This window comes from Pseudomonas sp. TE21435, from assembly GCF_056279265.1.
Map to the genome: position 1 here is coordinate 937,158 of NZ_JBWBQZ010000001.1, position 15,565 is coordinate 952,722.

General features: G+C 66.9%; 15 protein-coding genes. 4 read left to right on the plus strand and 11 right to left on the minus strand.

What is annotated here, in order from left to right; all coding sequences use genetic code 11:
* Positions 1-224: 224 nt before the first annotated feature.
* The 5 genes from ACZ9C1_RS04235 to ACZ9C1_RS04255 all read right to left on the minus strand — a co-directional run bounded on the left by ACZ9C1_RS04235 (position 225) and on the right by ACZ9C1_RS04255 (position 7,366).
* Positions 225-1,640, minus strand: a complete 1,416-nt coding sequence (locus tag ACZ9C1_RS04235; protein WP_457378088.1) for an efflux transporter outer membrane subunit — start codon at positions 1,638-1,640, stop codon at positions 225-227.
* The gene (locus tag ACZ9C1_RS04240; RefSeq protein WP_038705948.1) at positions 1,637-4,816 is read right to left on the minus strand and encodes an efflux RND transporter permease subunit; all 3,180 of its coding nucleotides are present in this window, start codon (positions 4,814-4,816) and stop codon (positions 1,637-1,639) included. The genes ACZ9C1_RS04235 and ACZ9C1_RS04240 overlap by 4 nt, the downstream gene beginning before the upstream one ends.
* 12 nt (positions 4,817-4,828) lie before the next feature.
* Complete coding sequence (gene mexE, locus ACZ9C1_RS04245; RefSeq protein WP_476253640.1) at positions 4,829-6,070, minus strand: multidrug efflux RND transporter periplasmic adaptor subunit MexE; 1,242 nt, start codon at positions 6,068-6,070, stop codon at positions 4,829-4,831.
* Between the two features lie 152 nt (positions 6,071-6,222).
* Positions 6,223-6,816 carry an eCIS core domain-containing protein gene (locus ACZ9C1_RS04250; protein ID WP_476253641.1) on the minus strand — a complete coding sequence of 198 codons (594 nt, stop codon included), beginning with the start codon at positions 6,814-6,816 and terminating at the stop codon, positions 6,223-6,225.
* Entirely contained in the window at positions 6,803-7,366 is a 564-nt protein-coding gene (locus ACZ9C1_RS04255) for a TetR/AcrR family transcriptional regulator (RefSeq protein WP_476253642.1), read from the minus strand. The genes ACZ9C1_RS04250 and ACZ9C1_RS04255 overlap by 14 nt, the downstream gene beginning before the upstream one ends.
* An 89-nt stretch (positions 7,367-7,455) precedes the next feature.
* On the opposite strand from ACZ9C1_RS04255, the gene ACZ9C1_RS04260 reads away from it, so the two are divergent.
* Complete coding sequence (locus tag ACZ9C1_RS04260) at positions 7,456-8,187, plus strand: SDR family oxidoreductase (protein WP_046855892.1); 732 nt, start codon at positions 7,456-7,458, stop codon at positions 8,185-8,187.
* A 27-nt stretch (positions 8,188-8,214) separates the two neighbouring features.
* Positions 8,215-8,814 (plus strand): DsbA family protein, encoded by a 600-nt coding sequence (locus ACZ9C1_RS04265; protein WP_476253643.1) that lies wholly within the window; start codon positions 8,215-8,217, stop codon positions 8,812-8,814.
* A 377-nt stretch (positions 8,815-9,191) separates the two neighbouring features.
* Here the strand turns inward: ACZ9C1_RS04265 and ACZ9C1_RS04270 are convergent, their stop codons facing one another.
* The 4 genes from ACZ9C1_RS04270 to ACZ9C1_RS04285 form a co-directional block, all read right to left on the minus strand.
* The gene (locus ACZ9C1_RS04270; RefSeq protein ID WP_023631327.1) at positions 9,192-9,737 is read right to left on the minus strand and encodes a cupin domain-containing protein; all 546 of its coding nucleotides are present in this window, start codon (positions 9,735-9,737) and stop codon (positions 9,192-9,194) included.
* Between the two features lie 79 nt (positions 9,738-9,816).
* Positions 9,817-11,034: an MFS transporter gene (locus tag ACZ9C1_RS04275; protein ID WP_476253644.1), complete on the minus strand. Its 1,218-nt coding sequence runs from the start codon at positions 11,032-11,034 to the stop codon at positions 9,817-9,819.
* 79 nt (positions 11,035-11,113) lie between these two features.
* Complete coding sequence (locus ACZ9C1_RS04280) at positions 11,114-11,647, minus strand: cytochrome b (protein WP_277503737.1); 534 nt, start codon at positions 11,645-11,647, stop codon at positions 11,114-11,116.
* Positions 11,644-12,690 carry a catalase family peroxidase gene (locus tag ACZ9C1_RS04285; RefSeq protein WP_476253645.1) on the minus strand — a complete coding sequence of 349 codons (1,047 nt, stop codon included), beginning with the start codon at positions 12,688-12,690 and terminating at the stop codon, positions 11,644-11,646. The genes ACZ9C1_RS04280 and ACZ9C1_RS04285 overlap by 4 nt, the downstream gene beginning before the upstream one ends.
* 133 nt (positions 12,691-12,823) lie before the next feature.
* On the opposite strand from ACZ9C1_RS04285, the gene ACZ9C1_RS04290 reads away from it, so the two are divergent.
* Both ACZ9C1_RS04290 and ACZ9C1_RS04295 read left to right on the plus strand, forming a co-directional pair.
* Entirely contained in the window at positions 12,824-13,342 is a 519-nt protein-coding gene (locus tag ACZ9C1_RS04290; RefSeq protein WP_476253646.1) for a sigma-70 family RNA polymerase sigma factor, read from the plus strand.
* Positions 13,339-14,091 carry an anti-sigma factor family protein gene (locus ACZ9C1_RS04295; RefSeq protein ID WP_476253647.1) on the plus strand — a complete coding sequence of 251 codons (753 nt, stop codon included), beginning with the start codon at positions 13,339-13,341 and terminating at the stop codon, positions 14,089-14,091. The genes ACZ9C1_RS04290 and ACZ9C1_RS04295 overlap by 4 nt, the downstream gene beginning before the upstream one ends.
* A gap of 15 nt (positions 14,092-14,106) precedes the next feature.
* On the opposite strand, the gene ACZ9C1_RS04300 is transcribed toward ACZ9C1_RS04295, so the two are convergent.
* Positions 14,107-14,694, minus strand: coding sequence for a TetR/AcrR family transcriptional regulator (locus tag ACZ9C1_RS04300; protein ID WP_277503742.1), 588 nt, complete (start codon positions 14,692-14,694; stop codon positions 14,107-14,109).
* A 12-nt stretch (positions 14,695-14,706) separates the two neighbouring features.
* The gene (locus ACZ9C1_RS04305) at positions 14,707-15,555 is read right to left on the minus strand and encodes a 3-hydroxybutyryl-CoA dehydrogenase (protein ID WP_476253648.1); all 849 of its coding nucleotides are present in this window, start codon (positions 15,553-15,555) and stop codon (positions 14,707-14,709) included.
* Between the last annotated feature and the right edge of the window lie 10 nt (positions 15,556-15,565).

Sequence of the window (15,565 nt, forward strand, 5' to 3'; positions counted from 1 at the left end):
CCAGGTGTTCACCGCAAGCCTTGCTCTGCCTATCAGATCGAGCGCCGCCCGCGCGGCGCTCGATCTCAAGAACGCTGCAACTCCAACGCCGAACACCTTGAAAGGCCGATCCAGGGGATACGCCTAGGCACCAGCGGCGCATAAAAAAACCCCGAAGACCAAGGCCTTCGGGGCAAACGGTTGGGGGAGGAACCAACCAAAGGAGTCTTCACATCAGGGGGCGGTCAGCGCGAGCTGGCCACCACATCGGGTTGCCAGCCGCCGCCAAGCGCCTTGTAGATCGCGACGATGCCGCTGTACAGCTCGACCTCGCCCTGGGCCTGGGCGTCTTCGGCGCTCAGGCGCTCGCGCTCGGCGTCGAGCAGCACCAGGTAATCCACCGTGCCTTCGCGGTAGCGCACCGAGGCCAGGTCCGCCGCCTTGCGGCTGGCGTCGCTCTGGCGCATCAGCGCCAGCAGGCGCTGCTGGCGCTTGCCGTAGTCGCTGAAGGCGTTGGAGGACTCTTCCAGGGCCAGCAGCACTTGCTGTTCGTAGTTGGCTAACGCCCCTTCGGCATCGGCCTTGGCGCCGCGCAGGCGGGCGCGCACGCTGCCCAGGTCGAACGCCGCCCAGGTGATGCTCGGGCCCAGCGCCCAGGCGTTGGCCGCCGAGGAGCCGATCTGCGAACCGCGGGCGGCGGTGAAGCCGAGGAAGCCACTCAAGCTGACCCGCGGGAACAGGTCGGCGGTGGCCACGCCGACGTTGGCCGTGGCCGCAGCCAGCTGACGCTCGGCGCTGCGGATGTCCGGGCGGCGGCGCAGCAGCTCGCCGGGGTCGCCCACCGGCAAGGCCTTGGCGATGGCCGGCAGGGCCTTGGGCGACAGGTCGACAATCATGGCGTCCGGGCGCTGGCCGAGCAGGGTGGCGATGCGGTTCTTCGCCCGTACCTGTTCGGCCTGCAATTGCGGCACGGTGGCTTCGACACCCGCCAGGCGGGCGTCGGCGCGGACCACGTCGAGCTCGTTGCCAACCCCGGTGTCGCGCAGGGTCACGGTGATGTCCCGCGACTGCTGCTGGGTCTTCAGGTTGGCCACGGCGATCTGCTCGCGCAGTTGCGCGCCACGCAATTGACCGTAGGCGTCGACCAGCTCGGCGATCAGGCTGACCTGCAGTTGCTGCAGGTCAGCCTCGGCCGCCGCTTCCTGGGCTTCGCTGGCCTCGATCTGGCGCTGGATGCGGCCGAACAGGTCAAGCTCCCAGGCCATGTCCAGGCCCAGGTCATAGCGTTCGCTGTTGACTCGGCGCTCGGTCTGGCCAGGGACCTGGCCCTTGCCCAGCTCGCTGCTGGCGCGGCTGGTGACCACGGGGATCTGGTCGTTGGACACGTCCTCGCGAATCGACCGCGCCGCTTTCAGGCGGGCGAAGGCCACGCGCAGGTCGCGGTTGCCGTCCAGCGATGCCTGCACCAGCTGGTTCAGCACCGGGTCGTCGAACTGTTTCCACCACACGCTCTCGAAGCGGCTGCGGTCATAGGCTTTGGCTTCAAGGCCGGCGTCCAGCTTGGCCGGTTCGGTCAGCGGGGCCTGGTAGTCCGGGCCCACCGCGCAGGCCGCCAGGGCCAGTGCCAGCAGGCTCGGGGTCAGGGGTTTGAGCAACTTCATGCATGGTTCTCCAGTGCCACGGCGTGCTCGGCCTTGCGGGCCTGGCGACGCTCGACGAAACGGCGGATCAGGAAGAAGAACACCGGGGTCAGGAACAGGCCGAACACGGTCACCCCGATCATCCCCGAGAACACCGCCACACCCATGGCGTGACGCATCTCGGCACCGGCGCCGGAGGAGAACACCAGCGGCACCACACCCATGATGAAGGCGATCGAGGTCATCAGGATCGGCCGCAGACGCAGACGGCAGGCTTCCAGTACCGCAGCCAGCGGGTCGAGGCCCTTGGCCTGTTCATCCTTGGCGAACTCGACGATCAGGATCGCGTTCTTGCACGCCAGGCCCACCAGTACGATCAGGCCGATCTGGGTGAAGATGTTGTTGTCGCCACCGGAGATGATCACCCCGGTGATGGCCGACAGCAGGGTCATTGGCACGATCAGGATCACCGCCAGCGGCAGGCTCCAGCTTTCGTACTGGGCGGCCAGCACCAGGAACGCCAGCAGCACGCACAACGGGAACACGAACAGTGCGGTATTGCCCGAGAGGATCTGCTGGTAGGTCAGGTCGGTCCACTCGAAGGTCATGCCGTTGGGCAGCTCTTCCTTGAGCAGCTTCTCGATTGCAGCCTCGGCCTGGCCGGAGCTGTAGCCGGGGGCCGCAGCGCCGTTGATTTCGGCGGTGATGAAGCCGTTGTAGTGCATCACGCGGTCAGGCCCCGAGGTGTCGCTGACCTTGAGGAAGGTCGCCAGCGGTATCATCTCGCCCAGGTTGTTGCGCACCTTCAACTGGCCGATCTGTTCGGCGTCGAGGCGGAACTGCTGCTCGGCCTGGACGTTGACCTGGTAGGTGCGGCCAAAGCGGTTGAAGTCGTTGGTGTACAGCGAGCCCAGGTAGACCTGCAGGGTGTCGAAGATGTCGTTGATCGCCACGCCATGGGTCTTGGCCTTTTCCCGGTCGATGGCGGCATCGACCTGCGGCACGTTGACCTGGTAGCTGGTGAACAGGCCCGCCAGTTCCGGCACGTTGTGGCTCTTGGCGATGATGTTCTGGGTTTCCTTGTACAGCGCTTCATAGCCCAGGTTGCCGCGGTCCTCAATCTGCAGGCGGAAGCCGCCGATGGTGCCCAGGCCTTGTACCGGCGGAGGCGGGAAGATCGCGATGTAGGCGTCCTGGATATCGGCGAACTGGGCGTTCAGTGCGGCCGCGATGGCTGCCGCCGACTGGCTCGGGTCCTTGCGCTCGTCGAACGGCTTGAGCGGGGTGAACACGATGCCGCTGTTCGGGCTGTTGGTGAAACCGTTGATCGACAGGCCCGGGAAGGCTACCGAGTCGGCCACGCCTGGCTGCTTGAGAGCGATCTCGCTCATCTTCTTGATCACCGCCTCGGTGCGGTCGAGGCTGGCGGCGTCAGGCAACTGGGCGAAGGCCACCAGGTACTGCTTGTCCTGGGACGGCACGAAGCCGGTCGGGGTGGACGAAAAGCCCAGGTAGGTCAGGCCCATCAGGCCGGCATAGACGAACAGGGCGATACCGCTGGAGCGGATGACCCGGCGCACGCCACCGACATAACCATGGCTGGCGCGATCGAAGAAGCGGTTGAACGGGGCGAACAGCCAGCTGCCCAGGAGTTTTTCCAGGAACCGCGAGAAACGGTCCTTGGGCGCGTGGTGGTCCTTGAGCAGCACGGCGGCCAGGGCCGGCGACAGGGTCAGCGAGTTGAACGCCGAGATCACGGTGGAGATGGCGATGGTCAGGGCGAACTGTTTGTAGAACTGCCCGGTAAGGCCAGAGATGAACGCCGCCGGCACGAACACGGCGCACAGCACCAGCGCCGTGGCGATGATCGGCCCGGTCACTTCGCTCATGGCCTTTTGCGTGGCTTCCAGCGGTTTCAGGCCCAGCCCGATGTTGCGTTCGACGTTCTCCACCACGACGATGGCGTCGTCCACCACGATACCGATGGCCAGTACCAGGCCGAACAGCGATAGCGCGTTGAGCGAGAAGCCGAACAGGTGCATGACCGCAAAGGTACCGATCAGCGACACTGGCACGGCCAGCAGCGGAATGATCGAGGCGCGCCAGGTCTGCAGGAACAGGATGACGACCAGCACCACCAGGACCAGCGCTTCGAACAAGGTGTGCACCACCGCCTCGATGGAGCCACGGACGAACACGGTCGGGTCATAGACGATGCTGTAGTCCATGCCTTCGGGGAAGTCCTTCTTCAGCTCGGCCATCTTCGCCCGCACTTCGTCGGAGATCTCGATGGCGTTGGAGCCCGGACGCTGGAAGATCGGGATGGCCACCGCCGGCTGGTTGTTCAGCAGCGAGCGTAGGGCGTACTGGCTGGAGCCGAGTTCGACCCGGGCGATGTCCTTCAGGCGGGTGATCTCGCCGTTGGCACCGGCACGGATGATGATGTTCTCGAACTCTTCCTCGTTGACCAGGCGGCCCTGGGTGTTGATCGACAGCTGGAAGCTGGTCGAACCGGGGGCGGGCGGGGCGCCGAGCTGGCCGGCGGCGACCTGGCGGTTCTGCTCGCGGATCGCGGCCACCACGTCGCTGGCGGTCAGGTTGCGCGAGGCGGTCTTGTTCGGATCGAGCCACACGCGCAGCGAGTAGTCGCCCATGCCGAACAGCTGCACGTCGCCCACGCCGCCCAGGCGCGCCAGCTCATCCTTGATGTTGAGGATGGCGTAGTTGGACAGGTAGAGCATGTCATAGCGGTTGTCCGGCGAGGTCAGGTGCACGACCATGGTCAGGTCGGGCGAGGCCTTGTCGACGGTGATGCCGATACGGGTCACTTCTTCCGGCAGCTTGGGCTGGGTACGGGTGACGCGGTTCTGCACCTGCACCTGGGCGTTGTCCAGGTCGGTGCCCAGGGCGAAGGTGATGGTCAGGGTCAGCTTGCCGTCGGCGGTGGATTGCGAGGACATGTACAGCATGTTCTCGACACCGGTGATGGCTTGCTCAAGCGGCGCGGCGACGGTCTCGCCGATCACCTTGGGGTTGGCGCCGGGGAAGTTGGCGCGCACCACCACGGTGGGCGGTACCACTTCGGGGTATTCGCTGATCGGCAGCTGGAACAGCGAGATGGAACCTGCGATCAGCAGCACCAGCGACAGCACCGCGGCGAAGATCGGCCGGGTAATGAAGAATTTCGAAAAGTTCATCGGTGTTGTCCCTTAACCGCGCGGCGCTTGGGCGCTGGCGACTTTGACATTGGCGCCGGCAATCTTCGGCGCCGGGTTGCTGGCCTCCAGGGCCTGACGCTGCTGGGCGAGGGCGGCGAGGGTCTGCTCGCTGGCCATCGGCGTTTCTTCCGGGGTGACCGGCGAGCCAGGGCGCACGCGCTGCAGGCCTTTGACCACGATGCGGTCGTCCTTGCCCAGGCCGCTGCGCACGATACGCAGGCCTTCGAGCTTGGGCCCCAGTTCCACGGCGCGGTAGGCGGCCTTGTTGTCCTTGTCCATGACCAGCACGAATTTCTTGCCAAGGTCGGTGCCGACCGCTTCGTCGTTGATCAGCACGGCGTCGTACTGGGCGCTGCCGACCAGCTTCAGGCGCGCGTATAGGCCCGGGGTGAACTGGCCGTCGCGGTTGTCGAACACGGCGCGGCCACGGATGGTGCCGGTGCGCGGGTTGACCTGGTTGTCGACGAAGTTCATCTGGCCCAGGTGCGGGTTGCCGGTCTCGTTGGTCAGGCCCAGGTACACCGGGGTGCTCTGGCCGCGCTGGCCGTCGCGGGCCAGCTGGCTGTACTTGAGGTACACGCGCTCGTCGGCGTCGAAGTAGGCGTAGACCTTGTCGGTGGAGACCACGCTGGTCAGCGGGGTGACGTCGGCCGTGACGATGTTGCCGGCGGTGAACTGGGCGCGGCTGACCCGGCCGCTGATCGGCGCGGTGACGCGGGTGAAGCTCAGGTTCAGGCGGGCCAGGTCGAGCTGGGCCTGGATCGCGTCGACCCCGGCGCGGGCCTCGGCGGCGGCGCTGGTGCGCGACTCGGCCAGTTCCGCGGAGATGGCGTTGCTGTCACGCAGGCGCTCGCCACGGCGGGCTTCGTTGGCGCTGCGGATGGCGGTGGCCTTGGCTTGTTGCAGCTGGGCTTCGAGGCGGCGGACTTCGGCCTGGAACGGGCGCGGGTCGATCTGGAACAGCAGGTCGCCTTTCTTCACCTGGGCGCCTTCGGTGAAGGCCACCAGGTCGACCTGGCCGGACACCCGTGGGCGTACCTCGACGGTTTCCGGTGCTTCGAGGCGGCCGGTGAACTCGTCCCATTCGTTGATCGGCTGTTCGATCACCTTGGCTACGCTGACTTTGGGCGCGGCGGGAGCCTGCACGGCGTCGGGGGTGCGACCGCAAGCGCTGAGCACCACCACTGCCAGGGCAGCGAGGGGGAAGCGCAAGGGTTTGAGTGAGTGATCCATGGAGAACTCCGCCGAGATATTAGTAGTGGGCGGAGTTTGAGTGTCTTGCGCGTGACGCACGAATCAAATGGAGCGAAGGTTATTATCACGGGCAATGATATGTCGGGTGCCATCATCAATCATGACGCATGGGCACCCATCAGATTGCGCAGTCAGCGCGGCCCGCCAGCGGCCTTTTCACGCAATGCCTTGGCCACCTTGGCCTCGATCTCGTAGGCGGGGCCCTCCAGCGCCTGGTAGTCACGGGTGTACTGCTGGGCGAAGCCTTCGACGCCCAGCGCCTGATACTGCTGCACGTGCTTGAGCTCATGGGCCCACAACGCCACGTTGTCCTCGGCATCGGCGGGGCGGCGGAAGATGACCGTGTCGATCAGGGTCACGGCGTTGACGTCCGGGTTCTGCAGTAGTGCGTTGGCGGCGCTGATCTGCTGTTCGTTGCCGACCCGGTAGCGCGCCGCGTCGAGCACGGCGAAGTCGTACCAGGGTTCGAGCTGGGCGCGAATATGCAGGGGAATCGGCTGCGTGCCATTGGCGGTGGCTTCGTCGCGGGCCTGGCGCAGGGCGAACACCAGGCTGCCGGTGGCCATGCGCTCGACATCCTGCAGCACCTGGCCGCCTTGGTTGGGGTCGATGGGCGCGCAGAAGCACACCACCAGGCAGACCTGGTACTGCCCGGTCGGGCAGTTGTCCTGGGCGAAGGCGGGCAAGGCCAGCAGCAGGCCCAGTAGCGTGCTAGCGAACTTCATCGAAAACCCGCTCGACCAGCTTTCGGCTGGCGTCCAGCACCTGTGCCTGCACCGGTTCGCTGGCCAGCATGCGACCCACCACCAGCGCGCCGACACACTGGCTGAGCAAGGCCCAGGCCAGGTCGGGGTCATCCAGGGTTTCGCTCCAGGCCTCATGCAATTCCAGCAGCCAGTGTTCAGCCTGTTCGCGCACCGGCCGTTCGGCGCGGGCGATCTCCACCCCCAGTGGCGGCAACGGGCAGCCGCCTTCGGCATTGTGCAGGTGCGCCAGGCTCAGGTACTGGTCGAGCAGGCGCTTGAGCCGCGCACGGTCGGTGCCACGTTCGACCAGGCGCGCCAGCGGGCTGTTGGCCAGCTCGCGGCGGACGATCTCGCTGAACAGGTCATCCTTGGACGGGAAGTGGTTGTAAAAGGCGCCGCCGGTCAGGCCGATGGCCTTCATCAGCCCGGCCACGCCAGTGGCGGCGAAACCGCCGCGCTTGGCCAGGGCGCCGCTGCTGGACAGCAGTTTTTCGCGGGTCTGTTGCTTGTGGTCGGTGGCATAGCGCATGCGCGCAACCTCGTGGTGTGAGCTTGACGATGAGCTGATCGTAGCATAGCGTTCGTTTACTAAACGATCATTCATCAATGGAGCGGTCCATGGCAGAACAACAAAAAGTCGTGCTGGTGATCGGGGCGGGTGATGCCACCGGCGGCGAGATTGCCAAGCGTTTCGCCCGCGAGGGCTACATCGCCTGCGTGACCCGGCGCGAGGCGCAGAAGCTGCAGCCGCTGCTCGCCGAGATTCGCGCCGAGGGCGGCCAGGCCCATGGCTTTGGCTCGGATGCGCGCAAGGAAGAGGAGGTCGCCGAGCTGGTGGAGACCATTGAGCGCGATATCGGCCCGATCGAGGCGTTCGTCTTCAACATCGGCGCCAATGTGCCGTGCAGCATCCTCGAGGAGACCCCGCGCAAGTACTTCAAAATCTGGGAAATGGCCTGCTTCGCCGGCTTTCTCACCGCCCAGGCGGTCGCCCGGCGCATGGTCACCCGAGAGCGAGGCACCATCCTCTTCACCGGTGCTACCGCCGGCACCCGCGGCGCGGCCGGTTTCGCCGCCTTCGCCGGCGCCAAGCATGGCCTGCGCGCCCTGGCCCAGAGCATGGCGCGGGAACTGGGGCCGCGGAACATCCATGTCGGCCACGTGGTGGTCGATGGTGCCATCGACACCGCCTTCATCCGCGACAGTTTCCCTGAACGCTATGCGCTCAAGGACCAGGACGGCATCCTCGATCCTGCGCATATCGCTGACAGTTACTGGTTCCTGCATGCGCAACCGCGTGATGCCTGGACCTTCGAGCTGGACCTGCGCCCGTGGATGGAGCGCTGGTAAATCCCACCCTCATACAAGGATTGAATCATGAGCAAGACCGTCGAGTTCTTCCTGGACCTGGGCAGCCCGGCCACCTACCTGGCTTCCACCCAGCTACCCGCCCTGTGCGCGCGTCATGGGGCGCGGTTGGTGTACAAGCCGATTCTATTGGGTGGGGTGTTCCAGGCCACCGGCAATGCCTCGCCGGTAATGGTGCCGGCCAAGGGGCGCTATATGCGCATCGACCTCAAGCGCTATGCCGATCGCTATGGCGTGCCGCTGACCCTGCCGCCGGGGTTCCCGGTCAACACCCTGAACCTGATGCGCGGGCTGATCGGCATCCAGCTGTTTGCCGAAGAGCGTTTCGAGGCGCTGTTGAAGGTATTGTTCGAAGGGCTGTTCGTGCACGGGCGCAATCTGGCAGATCCCGCGGTACTGGATGAAACCCTGGCCGCCGGTGGCTTCGAGGCCGAGATGTTCCATGAACTGGCCGCCCGGCCCGAGGTCAAGGACGCGTTGCGCAAAGCCACCGAGGAGGCGGTCGAGCGCGGTTTGTTCGGGGCGCCGACGTTCTTTGTCGACGGGCAGATGTTCTTCGGCCAGGACCGCCTGGATTTCGTCGAGCAGGCCTTGGTCAGGCAGGTATGAAGTACAACCACGTTCTTGCAGGCAGCGCTTTTAAAGGCCTTGGGTGCTATTGATTCATGGCTGTCAGGTGTATGTCGTCAGGGTTGTAGCGCTTGTGAGATCGAGCGCCGCCCGCGCGGCGCATCGCTGGCAAGCCAGCTCCCACATTTATTTCGGGCCAGTTATGTCTGCGCCGCCGCGGCTGTACGCCTTGTCGGTACGACGTGGTTTCAGCGTGGGCATGACTGCCGCTCTACCTGTCTCAAGACCTGCACCAAGGCGGACAGCGACGACTTCACAGGACAGATTGGCCCGAAACAGATGTGGGAGCTGGCTTGCCAGCGATGCGCCGCGCGGGCGGCGCTCGATATCACAAGCGCTGAAACCCTTTTGGCGAATCAGAAGTTCGCCGGGGTGTTGGCGCTGATGATCTCGGCCTCGTCGGGGCCGATGTTCTTGAAGCTGTGGGGCAGGGTGGTGGGGATGTAGTAGCCGTCGCCGGCATTGAGAATGCTCACCTGGCCATCGACCCACAGTTCCAGGGTGCCACGGGTGACCAGGCCGCATTCCTCGCCTTCGGCATGCACGATCGGCTCGCCGGAGTCGGCGCCCGGTGCGTACAGCTCACGCAGCATGCGCATCTGCCGACCTTCGACGCTGGCGCCGACCAGCAGCATGCGCAGGCCGTTGCGGCCCAGGTCGGGCTGTTCGCCGCCACGGAACACATAGCGCTCCTCGCGCACTGGCTCGTCGAAACTGAAGAACTCGGCCAGGGACATGGGGATCCCTTCGAGCAGTTTCTTCAGGGAGCTGACCGAAGGGCTGACCCGGTTCTGCTCGATCTGCGAGATGGTCGAGTTGGTCAGGCCGCTGCGGCGGGCCAGCTCCCGTTGGGAGAGGTTGTTGCGTTCACGCACCAGTTTGAGTCGTGTCCCCGTGTCCATAGCCGCCTTGTTTGCAGAGGTGTCAAAAATAATGGGCGAGGCATTAAAACACACTCTGCACGCTTGCGCGCTGTGCGCGTCAGTGGCGCTGGTCGGACGCTGCCGGCCACAGGCCGACCAGCAACAGCAGGGCGCCCACGGCCAGGAACGGCAGGCGTGGATCGAGGGCGTAGACCAGGGCGCCGGCCAGTGGCCCGATCACCGCGCCCATGCCTTGGGCGGCGCCGATCGAGCCGGCCGTCGCACCCTGTTCGCTGGCGTGCATGGCATTGGCCGCCAGGGCCGAGAAGGCCGGGAACACGAAGCCCATGCCGAACGCGGCGACGAAGAACGCACCCCAAAGCCACGGCGCGCTGGTGGCCAGGGCTGCGGCGGCGAAACCGAGCCCGGATACGCAGGCGCCGACCTTGATCATCTTCAGAGGTGGCCATTCCAACTGGCGCAGGAACACCTGGGCCAGCATCAGCGCCACGCCCACGCTGGTCAAGGCGATGCCCGCGGCCTGGGCGGCGGCGCCGGCCTCGAGCTGCAGGCGGTCAAGGGCGAAGAAACCGACGGCGATCTGCGACACGGTGATGCTCAGCATGGCGCTGAAGGCCACCAGCAAAGGCCTGCGCAGGCGTGGGTCGGACAGTCGCACCGGGTTGGGCGCATGGGCCTGGGCCAAGGGCTGCGGCTTGAGCTTGAACAGCAGCACGACGAACGCCGTGGCCGGCAGCAGCGACAGCACATAGAACGGCATGCTCAGGCTGTAGCGTGACAGCAGCGCGGCCAGGGCCGGGCCCAGCACCAGGCCGACCGCATTGGCCGCACCCAGCGAGGCCATGGCCCGGGCCCGGCGTTGCGGCTCGACGTGATCGGCGATCAGCGCGTTGCCGCCCACCGGCAGCGCGGCATAGAAAGCGCCGATCATGCCCCGCGCCAGCATCAGGCCGAAGAAGGCCAGGGTCGCGCCCGGCAGCCAGCGTAGCGCGCCGTCGATAAACAGGCACAGCACCCAGTAGGCCAGGGTGAAGCCGCCGCTGCCCAGCAGCAGCACCCGGCGCCGGCCAAGCCGATCGGCCAAGCGGCCCCAGGGCCGGGCCAGCAGCACCCAGACCACGCCGGCCACGGTCACCGCCGCGCCGGCCTGCCAGGTGGCCATGCCCAGCAAGCGGGCGATCGGGCCGATCAGGGCGACGAAGGCCATCATCGACATGGTGCAGGCCATGTTGGCCAGCATCAGCGGGCGCAGGTCCAACGTACTGGGCGGGCTGCTCACTGGGGCAAGCGTGGCAGGGTCCTTTGCGGCGTTCATAAGGCAGTCCAGGGCAGTTCGACGAAATGAGCGCCGATGTTAGTGATTATTATTTATGTTTGTCGAGCCCCGGCGGTGCTCACTCACCGCGACGCAATGGGCCTGGCCACATGCTACGCAAGACGCCGTCGCGACGCACCAGGCCATGCACCAGGGCCGCGCCCAGGTGCGCCAGCACCGTGGCGAACAGCAGGTAGCCGGCCCAGCCGTGGGCCTGGCGTAGCAGGGCGTAGAGCTGCAGGTCGTGGGGGGCGATGGCGGGCAGTTGCAGCGGGCGGGGGTAACCGCCTGCGGAGAGCATCGCCCAGCCGAGCAGCGGCATGGCCAGCATCAGCCCATACAGCAGCAGGTGCGAGGCGCCGGCGGCCAGGCGCTGCAGGGCGGGCAGGTCGCGAGGCAGTGGCGGGTGCGCCAGGCTCAGGCGCAGGACGATGCGCAGGATCACCAGCACCAGCAAGGCCAGGCCCGTGGCCTTGTGCAGCTCGACCAGCCAAGGGTGGCGGGGCGACAGGTCGGCGACCATGCTCACGCCGATGAACAGCATGGCCAGGATCAGCACGGCCATCAGCCAATGCAGCAGCCGGGCCAGGGGGTGAAAGGCAGTGGCGCTCATGGGCGGGCTCCTTCGGTCAGCGACTCGTGGCTGCGGCGGTTGAACGACACCGAATAGGCGGCCGAGCGGGCGGCGAGGATCGGGTCGGCGGAAGGTTCGATGCCGTGGGGCAGGATCAGCGGGTCGAAGTTCAGGTCGCGGCAGGCGCCTTGCTCGGGGCCGTCGACCTGCTCCAGGACCAGGGTGCCAGCATCGAGGCTGCGGCGTTCGGCGGGCCACGGACGGGTAGGGTCGTCCACCGGATCGCCGGGCTCGGCCAGGGTCAGGCGCAGGGTCCAGCGCAGCGGGCCCTGGGCCAGGCGTTGCTGCAGGTCGTGCTGCAGGAACTGCTTGTCGTCGACCTGCGCGGGCAAGGCGGCGTAAGGCGCCTGCGGCTCCAGTGCCCAGCGCACCGGGTGCGCCTGGCCGTTGGCATCGATCAGGCGGAAGGCGTTGATGCTGTTGTAGGCGGTGCTGGCGAAGCTGTCGCTGGGCTTGTAGCTGGCCGCCCACTGGCGAAACGCCGCGCTCTCCGGGTGGGCGGCGAAGAAGGCTTGCAGCCTGGCCGGGTCGGGTTTGCCTGTGGCCGGGTCCGGGGCGCCGGCCAGGACCTGTTCATAGAAACCTTCGACCGTGCTCACAGCCAGTACCGGCGGGTTGTTCATGCCGGTGCGCCAGACCTGGCCGTCGTCGCTGGTCAACTGCACCGCCAGGCTGCGCACCGGTATGGCGGTGTCCGGCGCGAACGGATTGGCGCCGCCGATGGCGAAGCGGCCGATCACCGGCACTTTCTGCTGGCTGAACACCCGGGCGCTGGACAGCGAGGCGGCCTGGCCGCTGGCCTGGAAGTAACCGCTGACACACAGGCCCTTGGCATGGTTCTTCCGGTAGCCGGGGTGGTGGCCGGCCTGGGCTTCGAAGGTGTCGATGATGCGCTGCGGGGTCAGCCTTGGCGCGTCGATCCAGCCGGCGGCGTAGGCGAAGCCTGCGCCCACGGCGGCCAGCGTGGCAGCGATGGCGGCCAGGCGCAGGGCCTTGGCGGGGCCGTGCAGGGGAGTAGTCATGGGAACGGTCCGGTCATGTGGAATGAACCGGTACGACGCAGGGGCAAACGATTTATTCCCGGCTGGGGAATAGATTCCGTGCCCGCGCGTCTGCCTTGTACACTGACAGCCCGCAGGGCCCCGGAACCCGACCATGCACGATCTGGACGACCAACAATGGCGCGAGCTGCTGCAGCGCCTGCGCCGCTTTGCCCTGTGGCTGACCCGCGAGCCCGGTACCGCCGACGACCTGGTCCAGGCCACGGTCGAGCGCGCCTTGAGCCGTCGCGGCCAGCAGCGTGATGCCGACAGCCTGCGCCCCTGGCTGTTCACCATCCTTTACCGGTTGTTCCTCGACGGCAAGCGCCGCGAGCGCCTGCATGCGCGCTGGCTGGCCTGGTTCGGCCGGGGCCAGGCCGAGGAAGCGGCGGGCGGCGAGATCGAGAGCATCGTGCTGGCCCAGGCCGACTTGCAGGCTTTCGCCCGCTTGTCGCCCGAGCAGCGGGCATTGCTGTTGCTGGTCAGTGTCGAAGGCTTGAGCTACAAGGAGGCGGCCGAGACGCTTGGCATCCCCATCGGCACGGTGATGTCGCGCCTGTCGCGTGCCCGTGCCGCCCTGCGTGAACTGACCGAGGGCAGCCCTAAGCCCCCGGCCTTGCGGAGACTCAAATGACACGCCTGATCCCCACCGAGCACGAACTGCACGCCTATGTCGACGAGCGCCTGGAGCCGGCGCGCCGGGCCGTGGTGGAGGCCTGGCTGGCCGCCAATCCGCAGGAGGCCGTGCGCATCGAGGCCTGGCGTGCCGATGCCCGGCGCCTGCGTGCGGCCTTGGCCGGCTTTGGCGAGCGGCCGAGCGATCCGGAGCTTGACCTGGCGCCGCTGCGTCGCCGCCTGCGTCAACGCCGGCAGCGCCGCCTGGCAGCAGCGGCGGTGCTGATGCTGGCGGTAGGCCTGGGCGGGCTGGGCGGCTGGCAGGCGCGTGAGGCGACGCTGTTCGCTGGCATGCTGCCCATGGCCGACGCGGTGCAGGCCCACAGGTTGTTCGCCGAGGCCAGCACACTGGACATCGAGGCCCGCGAGCCGGCACGCCTGCAGGCTTGGCTAAGAACCCACTTCAACCGTGTCGGCCGCTTACCGGACCTGGCCGGCTATGGCTTCCAGCCCGTGGGCGCGCGCCTGCTGAGCAACGAGGCGGGGCCGGCGGCCTTGCTGGTATTCGAGGATCGCCAGGGGCAGCGCATCAGCCTGTTCCTGCGCTCTCCCGGCGAGCATTTCGAGCGCATGCCTACCGGCCAGCGCACCGATGGCCAGCTGGAGGCTCGTTATTGGTCCCATGGCGATTACAACTTTGCCCTGGTCAGCGCGGTGGACGATGCCCGTGGCGAGCAGCTGCGGCGGGCGTTGGGGGTCAGTCTGTAGGGCGTGATCAAGGCGCTAACCGAGTGTCCTTTCCATGGCGCCCACCACCAGACCCTCCATCAAGCTCATGCCCTCGGCTTCACCCAGGCCCTTGCCGCGCAACATCCCGGGCAACTGGTTCAACAGCGTCGCCAGCACATGCCCGGTGGCCGCCAGGGTTTCCCCGGCCAACCGCGCCTGTGGCGCAATCAGGCGCAGCAGCCCGGTTTCGTAGCGTTCGCGCAACCCCGCAAGGCGCGCCTGTTGATCCTCGCTCAGGCAGCAGAAATCCCGCTCGGCCAGGCGGAACTGCAAGGGCCGCTCGCCATGCAACTGCCAATGCGCGGCGATCAGGCAGGCCAGCACCGGCTTGCCCTGGGCCCGCGCCCGGCGCCCCTGGTCGAGGGTGGCCTGCAGCTCCTCGTACAACTCCTCGATAAGGTCGTACAAAAGGTCCTGCTTGCTGGGGAAATGGTGGTACAGCGAGCCCGCAGTCAAGCCCACGTGTGCCGCCAGCTCACGCATGCTGACCTGGCCGAAGCCTTTCTCGGCGAACAGGGCCATGGCCCGGTCACGCCGCTCCTCGAAGTTGGCGCAGCGCAGCGCCGCAGTGACCGGGGCCATGGCGCGGTTCCTCTAGTAGGTGAAGAAGCCACGGCCGCTCTTGCGCCCCAGGTAGCCGGCCGCAACCATCTCCTTGAGCAGCGGCGCGGGGCGGTACTTGCTGTCGTTGAAACCGTCGTGGAAGGCCTCCATGATCGCCAGCAGCGTGTCCAGGCCCACCAGGTCGGCCAGCGCCAGCGGGCCGATCGGCTGGTTGCAGCCCAGGCGCATGCCGATGTCGATGTCCTCGGCGCTGGCCAGGCCTTCCTGGAACACGAAGATCGCTTCGTTGATCATCGGCACCAGGATGCGGTTGACCACGAAGCCCGGGCGGTTGCCGGCGGTGATCGGGGTCTTGCCGAGCCGCTCGGTGACCAGCAATGCCTGGGCATAGGTCGCGTCGCTGGTCTGCAGGCCACGGATGATCTCGACCAGCGCCATCATCGGCACCGGGTTGAAGAAGTGCACGCCGATGAAGCGTTGCGGCTGCTCGATGCTGGCCGCCAGCTGGGTCACCGACAGCGACGAGGTGTTGGTGGCGATCAGGCACTCGGCGCCGACATTGGCCGCCACCTGCTGCAGGATGCGCTGTTTGAGGGCGAGGTTCTCGGTGGCCGCCTCAATCACCAGTTGCGCGTTGGCCAGCTGGGCGTAGTCGGTGCTGGTGCGGATGCGCGCCTTGGCCGCGCTGGCCTTGTCGGCGTCGATGGTACCCTTGCCGACCTGGCGCTCGAGGTTCTTGCCCAGGGTCGCCACGCCACGCTCCAGCGCGGCGTCGGAAACGTCCACCAGCAGGACCTGGTAGCCGGCCAGCGCGCACACCTGGGCGATGCCGTTGCCCATGGTGCCTGCGCCGATCACGGCGATGTGTTCGATGTTCATGCTGCTGACT